General features: G+C 48.8%; 15 protein-coding genes and 1 pseudogene. 9 read left to right on the top strand and 7 right to left on the bottom strand.

Annotated features, from left to right (window positions below):
* The first annotated feature begins 150 nt into the window (after positions 1–150).
* Genes AC5SXE_RS08150 through AC5SXE_RS08140 form a run of 3 tightly spaced genes read left to right on the top strand, consistent with a single transcriptional unit; the run spans position 151 to position 2,647 of the window.
* Positions 151–1,002, top strand: coding sequence for an HAD-IIB family hydrolase (locus AC5SXE_RS08150; RefSeq protein WP_323721015.1), 852 nt, complete (start codon positions 151–153; stop codon positions 1,000–1,002).
* Entirely contained in the window at positions 995–1,492 is a 498-nt protein-coding gene (locus AC5SXE_RS08145; protein ID WP_323721016.1) for an adenosine-specific kinase, read from the top strand. Before AC5SXE_RS08150 ends, AC5SXE_RS08145 begins: the two co-directional genes overlap by 8 nt.
* Before the next feature lie 57 nt (positions 1,493–1,549).
* Entirely contained in the window at positions 1,550–2,647 is a 1,098-nt protein-coding gene (locus AC5SXE_RS08140; protein WP_493917138.1) for a hypothetical protein, read from the top strand.
* A gap of 14 nt (positions 2,648–2,661) precedes the next feature.
* On the opposite strand, the gene hisIE is transcribed toward AC5SXE_RS08140, so the two are convergent.
* The 6 genes from hisIE to AC5SXE_RS08110 are packed head-to-tail and all read right to left on the bottom strand — an operon-like array spanning position 2,662 to position 7,217.
* A complete protein-coding gene (gene hisIE / locus AC5SXE_RS08135) occupies positions 2,662–3,303 on the bottom strand; it encodes a bifunctional phosphoribosyl-AMP cyclohydrolase/phosphoribosyl-ATP diphosphatase HisIE (RefSeq protein WP_493917137.1) in 642 nt (213 codons plus the stop codon).
* Between the two features lie 6 nt (positions 3,304–3,309).
* Positions 3,310–4,071 (bottom strand): imidazole glycerol phosphate synthase subunit HisF, encoded by a 762-nt coding sequence (gene hisF, locus AC5SXE_RS08130; RefSeq protein WP_493917136.1) that lies wholly within the window; start codon positions 4,069–4,071, stop codon positions 3,310–3,312.
* Positions 4,064–4,777 (bottom strand): 1-(5-phosphoribosyl)-5-[(5-phosphoribosylamino)methylideneamino]imidazole-4-carboxamide isomerase, encoded by a 714-nt coding sequence (locus tag AC5SXE_RS08125; protein WP_493917135.1) that lies wholly within the window; start codon positions 4,775–4,777, stop codon positions 4,064–4,066. The genes hisF and AC5SXE_RS08125 overlap by 8 nt, the downstream gene beginning before the upstream one ends.
* Before the next feature lie 32 nt (positions 4,778–4,809).
* Positions 4,810–5,376, bottom strand: a complete 567-nt coding sequence (locus tag AC5SXE_RS08120; protein WP_493917134.1) for an imidazoleglycerol-phosphate dehydratase — start codon at positions 5,374–5,376, stop codon at positions 4,810–4,812.
* The gene (gene hisG, locus AC5SXE_RS08115; RefSeq protein WP_332636193.1) at positions 5,369–6,016 is read right to left on the bottom strand and encodes an ATP phosphoribosyltransferase; all 648 of its coding nucleotides are present in this window, start codon (positions 6,014–6,016) and stop codon (positions 5,369–5,371) included. Before hisG ends, AC5SXE_RS08120 begins: the two co-directional genes overlap by 8 nt.
* Positions 6,009–7,217 (bottom strand): ATP phosphoribosyltransferase regulatory subunit, encoded by a 1,209-nt coding sequence (locus AC5SXE_RS08110; RefSeq protein WP_332636192.1) that lies wholly within the window; start codon positions 7,215–7,217, stop codon positions 6,009–6,011. Before AC5SXE_RS08110 ends, hisG begins: the two co-directional genes overlap by 8 nt.
* A gap of 267 nt (positions 7,218–7,484) precedes the next feature.
* Between AC5SXE_RS08110 and radA the strand changes: the two genes are divergently transcribed.
* From radA to holA, 5 genes and pseudogenes are all read left to right on the top strand, one after another.
* Positions 7,485–8,825, top strand: coding sequence for a DNA repair protein RadA (radA, locus tag AC5SXE_RS08105; RefSeq protein ID WP_493917133.1), 1,341 nt, complete (start codon positions 7,485–7,487; stop codon positions 8,823–8,825).
* Positions 8,822–10,147, top strand: coding sequence for an NfeD family protein (locus AC5SXE_RS08100; protein WP_493917132.1), 1,326 nt, complete (start codon positions 8,822–8,824; stop codon positions 10,145–10,147). Before radA ends, AC5SXE_RS08100 begins: the two co-directional genes overlap by 4 nt.
* Positions 10,128–10,927 (top strand): annotated as a pseudogene (locus AC5SXE_RS08095) (slipin family protein). The gene AC5SXE_RS08100 and the pseudogene AC5SXE_RS08095 overlap by 20 nt, the downstream one beginning before the upstream one ends.
* Positions 10,928–11,006: 79 nt before the next feature.
* A complete protein-coding gene (leuS, locus tag AC5SXE_RS08090) occupies positions 11,007–13,481 on the top strand; it encodes a leucine--tRNA ligase (RefSeq protein WP_493917131.1) in 2,475 nt (824 codons plus the stop codon).
* A complete protein-coding gene (gene holA, locus AC5SXE_RS08085) occupies positions 13,481–14,416 on the top strand; it encodes a DNA polymerase III subunit delta (protein ID WP_493917130.1) in 936 nt (311 codons plus the stop codon). Before leuS ends, holA begins: the two co-directional genes overlap by 1 nt.
* On the opposite strand, the gene rpsT is transcribed toward holA, so the two are convergent.
* Positions 14,401–14,703, bottom strand: a complete 303-nt coding sequence (gene rpsT, locus AC5SXE_RS08080) for a 30S ribosomal protein S20 (protein WP_323721028.1) — start codon at positions 14,701–14,703, stop codon at positions 14,401–14,403. The genes holA and rpsT overlap by 16 nt on opposite strands.
* Positions 14,704–14,855: 152 nt before the next feature.
* Here rpsT and AC5SXE_RS08075 point away from each other — a divergent pair, with 152 nt between their 5' ends.
* The gene (locus tag AC5SXE_RS08075) at positions 14,856–15,788 is read left to right on the top strand and encodes a DUF445 domain-containing protein (RefSeq protein ID WP_493917129.1); all 933 of its coding nucleotides are present in this window, start codon (positions 14,856–14,858) and stop codon (positions 15,786–15,788) included.
* Positions 15,789–15,860: the final 72 nt, after the last annotated feature.

Raw genomic sequence — 15,860 nt, 5'->3', positions numbered from 1 at the left:
TGTATCCAATATATCTGAGGTATCCTACAGACATCATTAGGTGCCTAATCATTTTATCCTAAAATTTGCTTCCTGTGTCGAGGGTTTTCAAAAAGTGGCCGCCTGGGCTAAAATAAATATACCTACAAACTCTTAAAAAAGGATGACGATATGAAAGAAAAACTTGCCTTGACAGATAAGTGGATAGTTGTGGACTTAGATGGCACTATACTTCATAATGACAGGGTACCCCCCAAGGTTTCAAGATCAGCCCAGATGCTTCAAGCCTCTGGCTGGAGCCTTATCGTGGCCACAGGAAGGATACTGGCTGGGGCTTTGCCCCACATAAAGTCACTGAAAACCTGGTGTCCTGCTATTGTTTACGATGGCGCTCGCGTCATGGGTCCAAAGGCGAAGGAAGTTTACTTTGAAAGAAAAATACCAAAAGATCTTGTCGGCGAAATAATAAGCATGGGATTTAATTTTCCCCTCGAGGTGCAGGTTTACGGCGACGAAGAAGTTCTTTGCAGGCCGAGCGATCTTCTTACCATAACCTATTTTAAATCGCTAAATGTTGCCATAGAACCTGTTTTGTTATCACCCAGGCTGGAAAAAGATGTCTTCAGAGTGATATTTTTTGGCAAGCCTGCCTTGGTTGCAAAGCTAAAGGCGATGTTTGAAGAAGCTTTAAAGGGAAAGGTGAGCGTTACTTTGGCAGGAGACGATTTTTTGGACGTGCTACCCTTGGGCGTTTCGAAGGGAAAGGCCTTAGAGGTGCTAAAGGGCCTGAGCGGCATAAGGGACGTGTACGTCGTTGGCGTCGGCGATCACATGAACGACCTCGAATTACTGTCCGAGTCAGACTTTAAGGTTGCACCCGCTGACGCTATTCCTGAGATACTTAAGATTGCCGACTTCATAATGCCGCCGGCCTCCAAGGAAGGGTTTTGCGACCTTTGCGAATTGCTCTTGAGCAAAAATTTTGACGCTATACTTAACAGGAGGTGTAGGTGCGATGTCTGAACTGGTAAAATGGGAGCTGGTCGACATGGAGCTGCCGGAAGAATGCAACATTATATTGGGACATAGTCACTTCATCAAGACCGTGGAAGACTTATACGAGGCGCTCGTAACGGCCTCGCCAACGCTCGAATTCGGCATTGCCTTTTGCGAGGCCTCAGGTCCTTGCCTTATAAGGTGGGACGGCAATGCGAAGGACTTGATCGATGTGGCCATAAGGAATGCCCAAAAGATCTCTGCGGGGCACACCTTTGTGATCTTGCTACGCAAAGGTTTTCCAATTAATGTACTGGACAGAATCAAGAATGTGCAAGAGGTATGCTGCGTATATGCTGCCACCGCAAACCCGATCCAGGTCTTGGTCTTTGAGACCAATTTAGGCAGGGGCGTAGCCGGCGTCGTCGATGGGGATGCCTCTAAGGGTGTGGAAGATGACTCTCACATCGCGGAAAGAAAAGCCCTTTTGAGAGATATAATAGGCTACAAAAGATAGGGGGTATAAGGGCTGCTTTCTAATTTAGCTCAACGCAAGGGTTTCAGTTTTGCGCTCTTGATTTTGGTCTTTTGCCTTCCTTTGCTCGCTGCGCCAACGAAGGCTTTTTGCTACGATCCAACAAAGCCCATAGAGGAGGGATGGGCCCTTCCTGTTTACGCAGTTCCTCCTGAGGGAGGGTGGGATACGCCCGAGGGCAGGTCCCTTTGGAAAGGCCTTTTAACTTACGCACAGGAGATAGCCGGAACCAGGGCGGGGATTAAAGGGTATGAATTGGCTTTCCTAAGGAAATTTCGCGAGGACGTCGTTGCGATTATAAGCTTCCTTGAGGGGGGCGAGGGCGACGCTTTGGTTAAAGCTTGTGGCCGAGATGGTCCTGTGCTTATCTCGGCCTTCGGGGAGGATTTAACCCTACAAGACGGGAAAGGGCTAATGCCCTACGCTTTTGCCCTCGATCTTCCGAGGGGATGCGTTGGAGCCGCCCTGGGAAGGCATTTGACCTTAAATGGCCGAGGCGAGCGCTTCGCTTTTTTGGCCGATCCACTTGATGCCTACATGAGGCCCATTGTTAAAGGCTTTTTGGATGAAGTCAAAGGAGATAACATACTTCCCTTTTGGATCCAAGGGGGAATTTCTGTAGATGAAGTCTTAAGGGAAATTCAAGGGGCGCGGGCGGGAGGGGTTGTGAGCTTTTTGGGCGTAAAGCACACACAATACCTTTGGGGAGAGTGCCGAAAAAGAGGCTTAACGTTGCTTACCTCACTTCCCCGCTGGGCAGTTTCTCCGATGCTTGAGGGTATCGTGATTGCAGACCAAGGCTGGGTCGTGGAAAATGACCCAGCCGTACATAGCCTGTCCGTTAAAGTCTTGGACGCCACGAAAACTCAAGTCGAACGTCCCGACATGGCCGCGCGAGCTTATGCCGTTGCTTCTTGGCTTGGGAATGCCTTGAATTCCTCTGAAGGCGACCCTGCCAAATTAAAAGAGGGGATGAAAAAAGCTTCTTCCTTTCCTCTGGGTTCTCAAATTTTGCGTCCTGACCCCGAAACCCACAGACCTAGCCGTCGAAAAGTTGCCGTCTTAACCGTGAGCGAGGGCAACTTTGAGGTTTTAAGCGAACTTTTCTTGAACTCTTGTCTGAAATCAGAGCCTTAGTTGCAACTTTTTCTTTAATCGCTTCCTTCGTGACGGGACTCAAGCTCTCGCCATACTTCTTCCAGGGAGACGTTTGCTGCTGTGAGTCCCACCAAAAGGTGATATAAAAGATCTGAAGCCTCGTATATTACTTGTTCTGCGTCACCTAAAGCCAAAGCTATGGCCAGCTCAACGCCTTCTTCTCCTATCTTTTGGGCGATCCTTGAAGTGCCTTCCTTAATGAGCCTGGCAGTGTAGCTTTCCTTTGGGTCCGCTTCCTTTCGCTTGAGCAAATATCTCCATAGCCTGCCGAAAAACGCAGCGTCGCCTTTTGGTTTTTCCGTCAGATTATTAAAAAAACAGCTCTTCTTTCCGGTATGACAGGCAGGCCCACTTGGGTCCACCTTGACGAGCACGGCATCTCCATCGCAGTCAAGGCACAAATGTCGGACCTTCATCGTGTTTCCGCTGGTTTCCCCTTTGTGCCAAAGCTCGCCCCTGGAGCGGCTGAAAAGGTAAAGCTCGCCCTTTTTTAGTGTAAGTTTTAAGGCTTGCTCGTCGGCATAGGCCAGCATCAAAACCTCGCCGCTGACGTAATCCTGGACGACGACGGGGACGAGTCCTTCTTCGTCGTATTTGATTTCCATCGTGTTTTCCTTTGCAGTATTTTTATTCATTGGCCTTCACCACGTCTTTCTTACGGGAAAGCCCTCTTTTTCCAGGGCTTTTTTTACTTGCGTTATGCTGTAAATGCCCAAATGAAAGACCGATGCGGCAAGCACCGCATCAGCTCCTGCCTTTAGGGCTTCTATAAAATGAGTCAAGCTTCCCGCTCCGCCGGAAGCTATTATGGGAACGTCTACGGCTTCTCTCACGGCTTCGATGAGCTTCAGATCGTAACCTGAATCAGTGCCGTCTCGGTCTATGGAGGTGAGCAGGATCTCTCCGGCTCCCAGGCTGCATCCTTCTTTAGCCCACTCAATTACGTCTTTGCCGGCAGGAAGCGTTCCTCCCTTCGCGTAAACCTCCCAATTGCCTTTTTTGGTTGCCTTTGCGTCGATGGCGAGGACCACTGCCCGGCTTCCCAAGAGCAGGGCACATTTTTTTATTATATTAGGGTCATCCAATGCTTTCGTGTTTATGGAGATCTTGCTTGCTCCGAGCGCCACGATGCATGAGGCCCTTTCAACTGAGTCCACGCCGCCGCCGATGATGAACGGTATCGATAATTTGTCTGCAACTTCTTTTATCCAATTTTCGTTCCTTTTCCCCTTTTCGCAAGAAGCGGATATGTCAAGAAAGACCAGCTCGTCGGCTCCTTCGTTCATGTATTTTATGGCCAGCCTGACGGGGTCTCCCATTGGTTTTAAATTTTTAAAGCGCTTGCCCTTTACGACAAGGCCGTCTTTTATGTCCAGGCAGGGTATCACTCTTTTTTCACGCATTTGTTGTCTCCTCAAGAAGTGTTTTTAAATCTATGCTGCCGTCGTACAAGGCTTTTCCTATGACTGCTCCGAAGACGTTGAGCTTGGCCAAAGCCCATACGTCTTCTGTGGTGCCTATGCCTCCGGCTGCGATGATTTTCATTTCCGGGGCTACCTTAAGCAGTTTTTCGTAAAGTTCGAGGTCGGGACCCCTTTTTGTCCCGTCCCTTTCGACCGCCGTCACCAATACGGTCTCGTATCCCAAAGTCTTCAGATGCAGGATCGCTTCATCGGGCCTTATGGATGCCGTCTTAAGCCATCCCGATAGGGCTATGAAACCCTTTTTTACGTCCAGGGCGGGTATTATCCGGGATTTAAAGGCAGTGAGCGCCTTTTCTGGCCCTTCGTCCCAGATGAGACTTGCTATCATGACTTTGTCAGCTCCCATGCTTAAAGCCATCTTTACGTCCGCGGGGCTCCTTAAGCCCCCGCCGTAGTGTAGGCATTGAAAGAGATCCTTCATTTTTGGGATGACGTGGACATTGACGGGCTTTCCTTTTTTCGCGCCTTCCAAGTCTACAATATGTATGTACCGTGACCCTGCTTTTGCCAAGGCTTTTGCCACCCTTAGGGGGCCACTGCTTATCGTGGTGAATTTGCCAAAGTCGCCTTGGTATAACCTCACAACTTTGTTTTCGTATATGTCGATTGCGGGATAAATTTTCATGTTTCATCACGCCCGTTTTATAATGTTTTTTGCTATGTGACGACTTCCTTGGTGCTCGAAGGTCTTTCAGAGGGTTTCAAAGCTTGCCTCAAAGCCCTGCCGACTCCTTTGAAACTTGCCTCTGCCAAGTGGTGTGAGTTGTCCACGCTGAGGGCGTGAAGGTGAAGCGTCAAGGCCGCCTCGCGGCTGAAGGCTTGCCAAAACTCCGGTATGAGCTCCGTGTCGAAATCGCCGCACTTAGGTGTAGGAAAGGTGCCCTTCCAGACCAAACTTCCTCTTCCGCTTAAATCTAAGGCTGCTATGACGAGCGTGTCGTCCATGGGCATGGCGGCCCAACCGTACCTTTCCCTGGCTTCGGCCGTCCAAAGGTCTTTTAGGGCTTTGCCCAATACTATGGCTACGTCTTCTACGATATGATGGTCGTCCACATGCGTGTCACCCGAGGCGTTGACCTGGGCAGAAATTCCTGCATTAAAGAAAAAGAGCTCCAGCATATGGCCTAAAAATCCCAGGGGAACGTCGATTTTTATGTCTTGCTCTTTTAGGGATAAAAGAACTTTTACGCTTGTTTCCGTGGTCTTCCGAAAAGCTTCATACATCTTTGGACCTCCTGACTCGATTTTTTATGCCTTCCGTTATGTTAAGACATTCCCGCCAATAGGAAGCGCTTCCGTATCTTCGGGAGACGAGCTTTAATGAAACGGGACATACCTCCTCTAAGACGATGAGGTCATTTGCCTCAAGGGTCTTTCCCGTTTGGGTTATGTCTACGATACAGTCGGCTATGTTAAGCTGTGGAGCAAGCTCTACCGAACCATGAAGCTTTATTATCTCGACGCGAACCCCCTTGGAGGCGAAATGCCTTTCGGCTATGTTTGGATATTTAGTAGCCACGCGAAGCCACATGAGCTCCTTCTCGTGGCCGTCAAACCTGGATTTTAAGCTCCAAGGCCCCGCGACAACCAACCTGCACTGTCCAAGGCCCGTATCGGCCAGTTCGAGCAAGTTAACCGATACTTCCATCAATACGTCGCTTCCCGCCAAGGCCAGATCGGTGGTGCCGTAATAGACGTAAAGGGGCACGTCCATTGGTTTTGCCAGGAAAAACCTGAAATTATCCTCGTCGATGGAAAGTTCTCTTGAGGCCTTTTCTAAGTTGTTCGTGGGAACTCCCGCCGATTTTAAGACCTTGATCGCATCTTTTTGAACTCTACCCGTCGGTATGGCTATTTTAATCATCGATATCTCCTCCGAGAAAATCGTCCAGAAAGGTCTCGTCTCCGGAACATAAGTCGGTAATGCTTCTTTTGTTTAGGTCCAACAGCAGATTGCAACCCCTTGTCTTAGCCAGCTCCGACACCTCGGGAGCTCTTTCGCGCCACAGGATCTCCACGTAATAGCCCAAAGATATGAGCTCCTTAGTACATGTTAAAACCGAAGCCGGTTGGCTTCCCTGCGCCCAAAGAAGTATTTTTTGTGCTTCGGTAGTAGGCTTGGTCGTGTTTAAGGCAAGCACTTCTAAGTCCAGCGCAAAGCCAACAGCTTGGCCCAACATGCCGTGGCGTTCAAGCAGCGTGTCATATCTTCCTCCTCCCCCTATGGGTATGCCCGTGTCTTCAAAGTAAACGTCGAATATGGGACCGCTGTAGTAATCAAGTTCTCTTACGAGCGAAAGGTCAATGACTATACAGTCCCCGTAGCCCATTTTGACAAGTTCAGCGTATATGGATTTGAGCGGTTCTATCGCTTCCTCGATGCCCTTTAAGAGCCGGGAGGCCCTATAAAGTATTTCGGCGTTTCCTTTAAGCCAGGGCAATTCCTCGAAAAAAATCGACAGAGGAGAAGGGGGAAGATCTCGGGCTATCCTTGCGTATTCGTCCATCTTTCCTTCTTCCAGGCAGCCAAGCAATGACATGGCGTAAGCGCGAGGCAAATATTTGATCGCTCGCTGTATTAAAGAAACATCTCCTAGGGCGATCCCTATCTTAGGGCAGTTGAGCTTGTTGAGGTAGGCCAGCAATAAACCTATGAGTTCGACATCTGCTCCTTCTCCTTCCCACCCTATCAGTTCGGCTCCCATCTGAAGTCTTTCCATGTTTTTATCGGGGGATTTGGGCCTTCGATATATTCGTTCCGTGTAGCACAACCGCAAGGGCCTTTCGTGAGCCTCAAAATGAGAGGCACAATAATCTACAACGCCTAAGGTGATATCGGCCCTGAGGGCACAGGGTTCTCCGTGAAAGGAGTTTGTAACGACGAGTCTGTTTTGCAAATTTGGGCTTACCTTGTCTGCTATGGCTTCGAGCAGCTGCAGTCCCGTGGGCCAAAAGGGCTTGTACCCGTAGGTTATGAAGATATCCATGAAGTCCTTCCTTAAATCTTCCGCAGCCATGGCTACGTCGCCTCCTACGTTTCTGCATCCCCGCGGAGTTAACTTCACTTGAAATCCCCACCTTGTGCTGTATTTTCGCAGCAAATGGCACTGCAAATTAACATTTTAATATGATATTCAAACGAGGAATTGCCTGACGGCAATGATATCATGGGTTTGACCTTATGTAAAGGGGTTAAAGTTCGAAGAAAGTCGACTTTATGGGAAGACTTTGCTATTATTTAAAAGAGTAATAGGGCGGAAAAACCGGGAAAGGTTTGAAAAAATTGACATTGATCAGCTGCTTTTTGTAGATTTTAAAACGGGAGGATTTTTATGTCTAAGACCTCAAAGATCAAAAGATACAGATGTGCCGATTGCGGCGCTATAAGCCTTACCTGGAGCGGCAGATGTACGGCCTGCGGCGCTTGGGGAACGCTTTTTGAAGAAGTTGAAGTCCACCAAGGGGGTCCTAGATCTGGTTTTCGCGCAAAAAAACTTAGCCTCAAAGAAGTCAGGGAAGTCCTTCGTATTTCGTCCAAGAACAGTGAGCTGGACAGGGTTTTGGGGGGAGGATGGGTTGAAGGTAGTGTAGTGCTTCTTAGCGGTGAACCTGGAGTGGGTAAATCTACATTGCTGCTTCAAAGTGCCATAGCAATTGCCTCTGAAGGAAAAAAGGTCCTTTACGTTTCGGGAGAGGAGTCTCCTTCGCAAGTTGCTTCGAGAGCCAAACGACTGGGAGCAAAAGACGAATCTTTGTTTTTGCTTTGCACCGATGATATCGATGAGGCCTTAGATGCTTCAGGAGACGTGGAGTTTTTGTTCGTGGACAGCATACAAACCATGAGGGATAAAAATGAAAACGGCTGGCCCGGAAGTCCCTTGCAGGTTAGGGTCACGGCTCAAAAGTGCATCGAATTGGCTAAAACGAGGGATGTGCCAGTGGTAATGGTGGGTCACATTACCAAAAGCGGCCAGATAGCCGGGCCCAAGCTTTTAGAGCACATGGTGGACGTCGTGCTGTTTTTCGAGGGCGATAAAACTTCGCGCTATAGAATTCTCAGGCCTGAAAAGAACAGGTTTGCAAGCTCCGACGAGATTGGAATATTTGAGATGACGGAGGGCGGTTTGGTGCCCGTCTTCGACCCTAGCAAGATGTTTTGGAGTGAAACTCCCATCGCTGAGGCCGGCGTCGCGATGGGGATGGTACTTGAAGGATCGAGGCCTTTGGTGGCAGAATTTCAAGCCCTGGCCTGCTCAACGCCATTTATGTATCCCAAACGCACATCTCGAGGCATAGACGTCAACAAATTACACCTCCTTTTGGCTGTGCTGGAAAAAAGAGCGGGACTTAGCGCGAGAAATTTTGACGTCTACGTCAACGTCGTGGGAGGCCTTACGACGAAAGACCCAGGGGTTGATTTGGCCCTTTCTATGGCCATAGCTTCGTCGATTATAGATCGCCCGATACCTCCGGATGTATGTTTCATAGGCGAGGTGGGATTGGCTGGTGAAGTAAGACCAGTGGCACGGTCTTCTCTGAGGATGAGGGAAGCCGAGAGAATGGGCTTTAAAAAAATTGTCATGAGCAGGTATGAAAGGGTAGGAAAAAGCGGCAGTATAAGGCAAACAGGCGTTGAAAGCCTGAAAGAGGCGGTGAGGATGATGTTTCCATGAAACGCTTATTGTCTTTGCTTTTGTTGGTTGTCGCGTTACTTGCTTGTCAAGCCGGGGCTGCCGAAAAAAGCGCTTTGGTGATGGTTGTGCCCTTGGATGGTACCGTTGGGACCGTAATGGAGACCTACGTCATAGACGTGTTAAATCGCGCTGCGGAGGAGGCTTATTTGGTTGTCTTTGAACTTGATACTCCGGGAGGACTCGTTACATCAATGACGGAGATAACCAAGCAAATAACGCAGGCTCGGGTTCCGGTGGTCCTGTGGGTTTACCCCAGCGGTGCCAGGGCTGCTTCTGCCGGTGCTTTTTTGGTAATGTCCGCTCACGTTGCCGCCATGGCGCCGGGTACCCGCATGGGAGCTGCTCACCCTGTGCTTGCCTCAGGTGGCGATGTTGATGATACGATGGGAGAAAAAATAACTAACGACCTTGCAGCGCAGATGCGCTCCCTTGCGAGTGCCAGGGGAAGAAACACCCATGTTGCTGAAAAGATGGTCACGGAAAGCCTTTCTTTGACGGCTGAGGAAGCGCTGAAAGCGGGCGTCATAGACTGCATCGCAGCAGATCTAGAAAGCTTGATGGCCGCGATTGACGGGCGCACCGTAAACCTGGCAACAGGAGACGTTACTTTGGACTTGTCCAATTACAAGGTGTTTTACGAGGAAATGCCGGCACGCTTAAGAGCTCTGGAGTTCATCTCTCGTCCCGATGTAGCTTACCTGCTTTTGGTCCTGGGCATATACGCCATAATATTTGAGGTTCTTTCACCCGGCGGGTTTGTAATGGGTGCGGCCGGAGCGATCATGGTGTTGCTGGGGGCTTATGGCTTGAGGATGCTGCCCTTAAACTGGGCCGGGGTCATCTTGCTCGTCGCGGGAATCATCGTCATGGTGCTTGATCTGTTTATAGGCGGCATAGGAATTTTAAGTGCCTTCGGAGCTGTGGCTCTTATCGTGGGTAGCCTCATAATATATAGGGCGCCGGGGGGTGAGCTCTTGAGGTTTTCTATGACGTTTTTGGCGGGTGCTATCATAGTTTTGTCCGTTTTCTTTGCCGTGGCAGCTTGGGCAGTCTTAAGGGCCATGAAGCGTAAGGTGGCTTCTGGCCGGGAAGAACTTGTGGGAATGACGGGTAAAGTCGTTCAGGATTTAAACCCAGAGGGCACGGTCTTTTGTCGCGGAGAATATTGGAAGGCCAAAAGCACCGACGGCAGCCTTATTGGCAAGGACGAATGGATAGTGGTTGAATCCGTCGACGGCTTTGTATTGAAAGTCAAAAGGAATGACGGAGGGAGGAGTGAAGATGTTAGACGCGATATTTGAGGGGATATTCAGCCTGGGAGGTTATCTGGGCGCGGTAATCATAATAATCTTAATCCTTACTTCGGCGATTAAGATTATCCCGGAATATCAGAGAGGTGTTGTCTTCAGGCTGGGTAGGGTTATGGATCCCAAAGGGCCTGGGATCATAGTCATAATTCCGATAGTTGATAAATTGGTGAGAGTTGACCTTCGCGTGTTTACCATAGATGTTCCGGTGCAGGAAGTTATAACGAGGGATAACGTTCCAATAAGGGTGAACGCAGTCGTATATTTCCGAGTAATGGATCCAATCAAGTCCGTTGTGGCCGTCGAAAACTACATCATGGCCACCAGTTTGCTGTCTCAGACAACTTTAAGGTCCGTGGTTGGGGGATCCGAGTTGGATGAAGTCTTGTCTGAAAGGGAAAGGATCAACGTAGAGCTTCAGCAAATCATCGACGAGAGGACAGATCCCTGGGGCATCAAGGTGTCCGCCGTCGAGGTAAAAGAGCTTGAATTGCCCGATAACATGAAACGCGCTCTGGCCAAACAGGCCGAGGCCGAGCGAGAACGTAGGGCGAAGATAATAAACGCCGAGGGCGAATATCAGGCCGCGGAAACGTTGTTACAAGCAGCGAAAGTTAATGGAAGTCTTCTCCAGTTACTTTGCAATTGCGATATTTGCAAACTTTAAAGGAAATGTCGAGTGAGAAAAATGCTACGATAATAGTTCCCTTTCCCGTGGAATTTTTAAATGCCTTTCCCAAGGGAGGCGCAAAAGAAAGGGAAAAACAAGAGTGAGCGTGAAGTTCAAGTATCCTGAAATTTGAGATCTTGGTGTATAATTGGGCTCAGTTTCGCAGTAGAGGAGGTCGAAGATATGCCTTACGATTTTGCTGCTATCGAAGCTAAATGGCAAGAAAAGTGGGAAAGTGAGGGTACCTTTTACGTTAACCCCGACGAGAGTAAGCCTAAATTTTATTGTTTAGAGATGTTTCCATACCCAAGTGGGGCTTTGCATATGGGTCATTTGAGAAACTATTCCATCGGCGATCTGATGGCCAGGTTCTTGACGATGCGAGGATACAACGTCCTTCATCCTATGGGATTTGACGCCTTTGGCCTTCCTGCGGAAAACGCTGCCATTAAGTATGGAGTGCATCCCTACGAATGGACGTGGAACAACATCGAGAAGATGACGGAGCAATTGAAGAACATGGGATGTAGCTACGATTGGAGGAGGCGAATAACTACTTGTCACCCCAGTTACTACCGTTGGAATCAGTGGTTTTTCCTGAAACTTTACGAGAAAGGATTGGCTTACAGGGCAGAATCTCCAATCAATTGGTGTCCCAGCTGTCGGACTGTGCTTGCTAACGAGCAAGTCATTGAGGGCGGTCACTGCTGGAGATGTGGGAGCGAGGTAACCAAAAGAAAGCTTGAGCAATGGTTTTTTGCCACGACGAAATATGCCCAGGAGCTGTTGGATAGCTTAGACGACCTTCCGGGGTGGCCGGAAAATGTCAAGATAATGCAAAGAAATTGGATAGGGCGCTCCGAGGGCGTGAGGCTTAAATTTGAAGTCCCCGAGCTAAAAGAAACGCTCGAGACATTCACCACCAGGGTAGATACCATATTTGGAGTGACCTATATCGCCCTTTCTCCGGAGCATCCTTTGGTGTCAAAGATCATGGCCTTGAGCCCCCACAAGGATGCTGTAGGATCCTTTGTCCAAAGGGTCACAAACATGAACGCCACATCTGCGCACTTGCAAGAGACGGAGAAGGAAGGCGTTTTTACCGGGTTTTACGCGATAAACCCCGCTAATGGAAAATCTGTTCCCCTTTGGATAGCTAATTATGTCCTCATGGAGTACGGCACGGGGGCGGTGATGGGAGTTCCTGCGCATGATCAGAGGGATTTCGAGTTTGCTCAAAAGTATGGCATCCCCATAATATGGGTTGTGCGACCAGTTGACGGGGATATTGAAGATATGACGCGTGCCTTTGAGGAAGAAGGCTTGTCCTGCAATTCAGGACAGTTCGACGGTCTCACGACCAGCGAAGCCCTAGAAGCGATGGCCAACTGGGCCAAGGAAAATGGCTTTGGCAAAAAGGAAGTTCAGTACAGGCTTCGTGATTGGCTGGTGTCTCGTCAGCGTTATTGGGGAACGCCCATTCCGGTCGTTTATTGTGATCGCTGCGGCATCGTGGCCATTCCTGAAGAAGACCTTCCCGTCATCCTTCCAACTGATGTTAAAATGCCCAAGGAGGGCAGCAGTCCCTTGCCCCATTTAGAGGAATGGATCAATACGACATGTCCCAAGTGCGGTGGGCCTGCCAGGAGGGAGAGCGATACCCTTGATACCTTCGTATGTTCGTCTTGGTATTTCTTGAGATTTTGTTCTCCTTGGTGCGACGATAAACCCTTTGATGACGAGGTGCACTATTGGATGCCCGTAGATCAGTACATAGGAGGCATTGAGCATGCCTGCCTGCACTTAATATACTCGCGCTTTTTCACCAAGGTTTTGGCTGACATGGAATTAGTTAACTTCAGGGAGCCCTTCATTAATTTGCTCACGCAGGGCATGGTGATAAAAGACGGTGCAAAGATGTCAAAGTCCAGGGGTAATGTTGTCGACCCGGATGAAATAATCAAGCGCTATGGAGCCGATACGGCACGGCTTTTTATACTTTTTGCCTCTCCACCGGACAAGGACTTAGAGTGGTCCGATCAGGGCGTTGAAGGTGCACATAGGTTCTTGTCGAGACTATGGCGTTACATGGAGGAAAACATTGAAAGCTTAAACAATGCCGATCCGACGCCCATTGCCATGGATTCATTGGTTGAGCCCGATAAGAGAAACTTAAAACGAAGGATTCATAAGACAATAGAACTTGTGACCAGGGATATAGAAGTAGAAAGGCAGTTTAACACGGCAGTTGCCAGGTTTATGGAGCTATTCAATGAGATGAATTCCTACGAGCCTAAGGACGAGACTGATTGGTCCCTCTTGCGCGAGGCTGCAGAAACTCTGGTGGTATGTCTTTCTCCCTTCGTGCCTCACATTTGCGAGGAGCTTTGGGAGATGTTGGGACATAAAGGCATGGTCGCAAAGCAGCCATGGCCCGAGGTTGATCCGGAAGCATTAAAAGAAGACGAGATCACCATAGTTGTACAGATAAATGGAAAGGTTCGCGAAAGGCTTGTCCTTCCTGCCGGGTTGTCCGAGGATGAGATGGTGAGAAGGGTATTTGAGGATCCGAAGGTTCAAAGGAGGATCGAGGGGCTGGAGGTGGTAAAGACCATAGTGGTACCCGACAAGTTGATAAATCTGGTGGTGAAGCGTTAGTGCCTCATTTTGTTGCGGTGGAATTGGGCTCGCCTCACCAACGAAGTGTAGTAGCGCACGTCCTGGAGAAGATAAAGGCCCGTGGTTACGAACTGGCGGGCAAGCTTGACGGATCGATGACATGGGATGAGCTTCTTGCCATGACTTCTACGCAGGGCCTTTTTATGGACCGGTTGGCTTATCTTGTTGACGATGCCGAGGCCTTAGGGCCATTCCCAAGCAAGTTCGAGGGCTGGCTTGAAGGAAAGGGCGCCTTAAACGTGGTTTTGCTTGTATATGGAAACAGGTGCAACGCCTTTCCAAGGAAAATGATGGAGAAGGTGACATTAATCCAGGCCAGGAAGCCGCCTCGCCGCAAAAAAGATCGCATCAAGCAGATCACGGATATGGCGGCGGAAAAAGGCATGACTATGACACAGGAAGCAGCCATTTTGCTCGATGAATGGATCGAAGATCCTGAAGAGATGGCTACTGAGATCGAAAAGCTTCTCTTGGCTGAGAATAAGACCGTAACTTTGGATCTCGTAAAGGAATTGTCAAAGGATGAAGGATCGCGCGCGCTGTTTCGTCTCTTGGATGGCCTGTGTTTTAAAGACGAAAAAGCTGTGATACTTGCTCTAAAGCAAGTACAAAAAGGTGCGGAACTTCTGATGGTCATTGCAGCCATCTACAACAGGCTTCGATTGGCTTCTTTCTTGGCTTCCTTCGGAGAAAAATCCTTGGATGCTTTGGGTGCGAGGTTTTACCAAAGCAAGATGGCTCGAGTGGCGGCGAAACTTTACGATAAAAAAACTCTTTGGAAAGCTGTTGCATCCTTGGCATTGCTGTCGGGAGCAGAAAAAACGGGGATGGGAAGAGGCTGGTTGGGCCTGGAGTTGATCCTTTTGGAGATGATCCGGACCCAACCTCCTTTTTCCCATCAGTCGTTTTCCTGAGTGGGGGGTTTTATCTCGGGTGTTTCCTTGAGGTTGGCAATCAATCTGGCAAGCCTGGCTTTGCGTCGAGCAGCTGTGTTTTTGTGTATGACTCCCTTAATGACTGCTTTATCGATGACGGATTGAGCCTCGTTGAAAAGCTGGACTGCCAGGTCTAAATTTTTCTCCTCGACTGCCGCAGCGACTTTCTTCACGACAGTTTTGGTCCTTGTCTTCCAGGCGCGATTATACATCCTGTCTCTTTCTCCAACGCGTATCCTTTTGGTTGCCGACTTTGTGTTGGGCATCTTTTGTTGTTCACCTCCCCGTCGATCCTATTCAAGCGCTGCTCATTCTACCATGGTTTTATGTCTCAAGGCAACATTTTTGCCCTTGACGATACATTTTATCTAAGGCGCGTTTTTTCTAAAAAGTGTGTGCAAGCTTGGGGGGTTGAAGTATGACTCATATCGATGATGGTGAAAAAGAGGCCAAGGTGTTGGATTTCATAAAAAACTTGACGTCCGCTTGCTTTGTGATTGCCGCCGCAGTGGGAATTTATTTGAGCACAAGGGGATGTCCGTGGGGTCAATTGCTAAGCGCCGTGGGCGTATCAGGGGGCGTTGGAATATTTACGAACATATTGGCAGTCAAGATGCTTTTTCATCAAATGTATATTCCCTTAATTGGCCTAGCTGTTCCGGGAAGCGGTGTCATAGAAAAAAACAGGGAACGTATCCTAAATACCTTTGCCGAAGAGGTGAGAAACAGGCTCCTTACGCCCGAAGCTTTAAGGCAAGCCGTTAGCGACGAGACCCTTTTTCAGTCGGTAAGTCCGATACTTCAAAGAGAGGTAATGCGGCTTTATTTAAGAAAAGACAACCTGAGGGCGTTGCTCAAGGTTCTTGAGGAACCTCTGACCGATTTCTTTGACAGCCCTGGATTTGAGCAAATGGTAAGAGAAAGATTGATTGAGGTCGAGCAATCCCACTTTATTCTCTCCTTGGCCTCCAAGGTGGGCTTGTTTCGAGTGGAGAATTTGACCCGATGGATTGTCTCCCTTGTCAAGGACAGATGGAGGTATTTTTTGCAGGGAGAAGAGGGGCTTAAGGAAATTCAAAGACAAGTAGCTGCTATGCTTTCTAAGATATCATGGGAAGAAGACGAAGTGTTAAATATTTTCAAGGAAATCTTTGAAAGGATTATTCAAAAGGTGCTGACAAAGATAGACCTTGGGGAATTAGCCAAAAGATCCTTAGGTGAGGTGGAAGAAGGAGACGTCGAACTTTACCTAGAGAAGCTGGCACATAGATATCTATTTTGGATCGAAATGTGGGGCGGCATAGTTGGTTCGCTGATAGGCCTATGCATGGGGATTTGGTTCGTCCTTTAAAACCTTTTTTCTTGGATCCCACGAAACAAGGTGTTGCTACCTGAACGCCGCTTATGATATAGTATCCTGGCT

The organism is Acetomicrobium sp. (assembly GCF_059026225.1).
Note: the sequence above shows the minus strand (reverse complement) of the source record. Positions and strands in the feature narration are given on the sequence as shown.

Excerpts from the sequence above, each read along its gene's own strand:
- AC5SXE_RS08145 (WP_323721016.1), top strand. The coding sequence starts at position 995 with ATGTCTGAACTGGTAAAATGGGAGCTGGTCGACATGGAGCTGCCGGAA.
- radA (WP_493917133.1), top strand. The coding sequence starts at position 7,485 with ATGTCTAAGACCTCAAAGATCAAAAGATACAGATGTGCCGATTGCGGC.
- AC5SXE_RS08100 (WP_493917132.1), top strand. The coding sequence starts at position 8,822 with ATGAAACGCTTATTGTCTTTGCTTTTGTTGGTTGTCGCGTTACTTGCT.
- AC5SXE_RS08150 (WP_323721015.1), top strand. The coding sequence starts at position 151 with ATGAAAGAAAAACTTGCCTTGACAGATAAGTGGATAGTTGTGGACTTA.
- rpsT (WP_323721028.1), bottom strand. The coding sequence starts at position 14,703 with ATGCCCAACACAAAGTCGGCAACCAAAAGGATACGCGTTGGAGAAAGA.
- hisIE (WP_493917137.1), bottom strand. The coding sequence starts at position 3,303 with ATGAATAAAAATACTGCAAAGGAAAACACGATGGAAATCAAATACGAC.
- leuS (WP_493917131.1), top strand. The coding sequence starts at position 11,007 with ATGCCTTACGATTTTGCTGCTATCGAAGCTAAATGGCAAGAAAAGTGG.
- hisF (WP_493917136.1), bottom strand. The coding sequence starts at position 4,071 with ATGCGTGAAAAAAGAGTGATACCCTGCCTGGACATAAAAGACGGCCTT.
- hisG (WP_332636193.1), bottom strand. The coding sequence starts at position 6,016 with ATGATTAAAATAGCCATACCGACGGGTAGAGTTCAAAAAGATGCGATC.
- AC5SXE_RS08120 (WP_493917134.1), bottom strand. The coding sequence starts at position 5,376 with ATGTATGAAGCTTTTCGGAAGACCACGGAAACAAGCGTAAAAGTTCTT.
- AC5SXE_RS08125 (WP_493917135.1), bottom strand. The coding sequence starts at position 4,777 with ATGAAAATTTATCCCGCAATCGACATATACGAAAACAAAGTTGTGAGG.
- AC5SXE_RS08075 (WP_493917129.1), top strand. The coding sequence starts at position 14,856 with ATGACTCATATCGATGATGGTGAAAAAGAGGCCAAGGTGTTGGATTTC.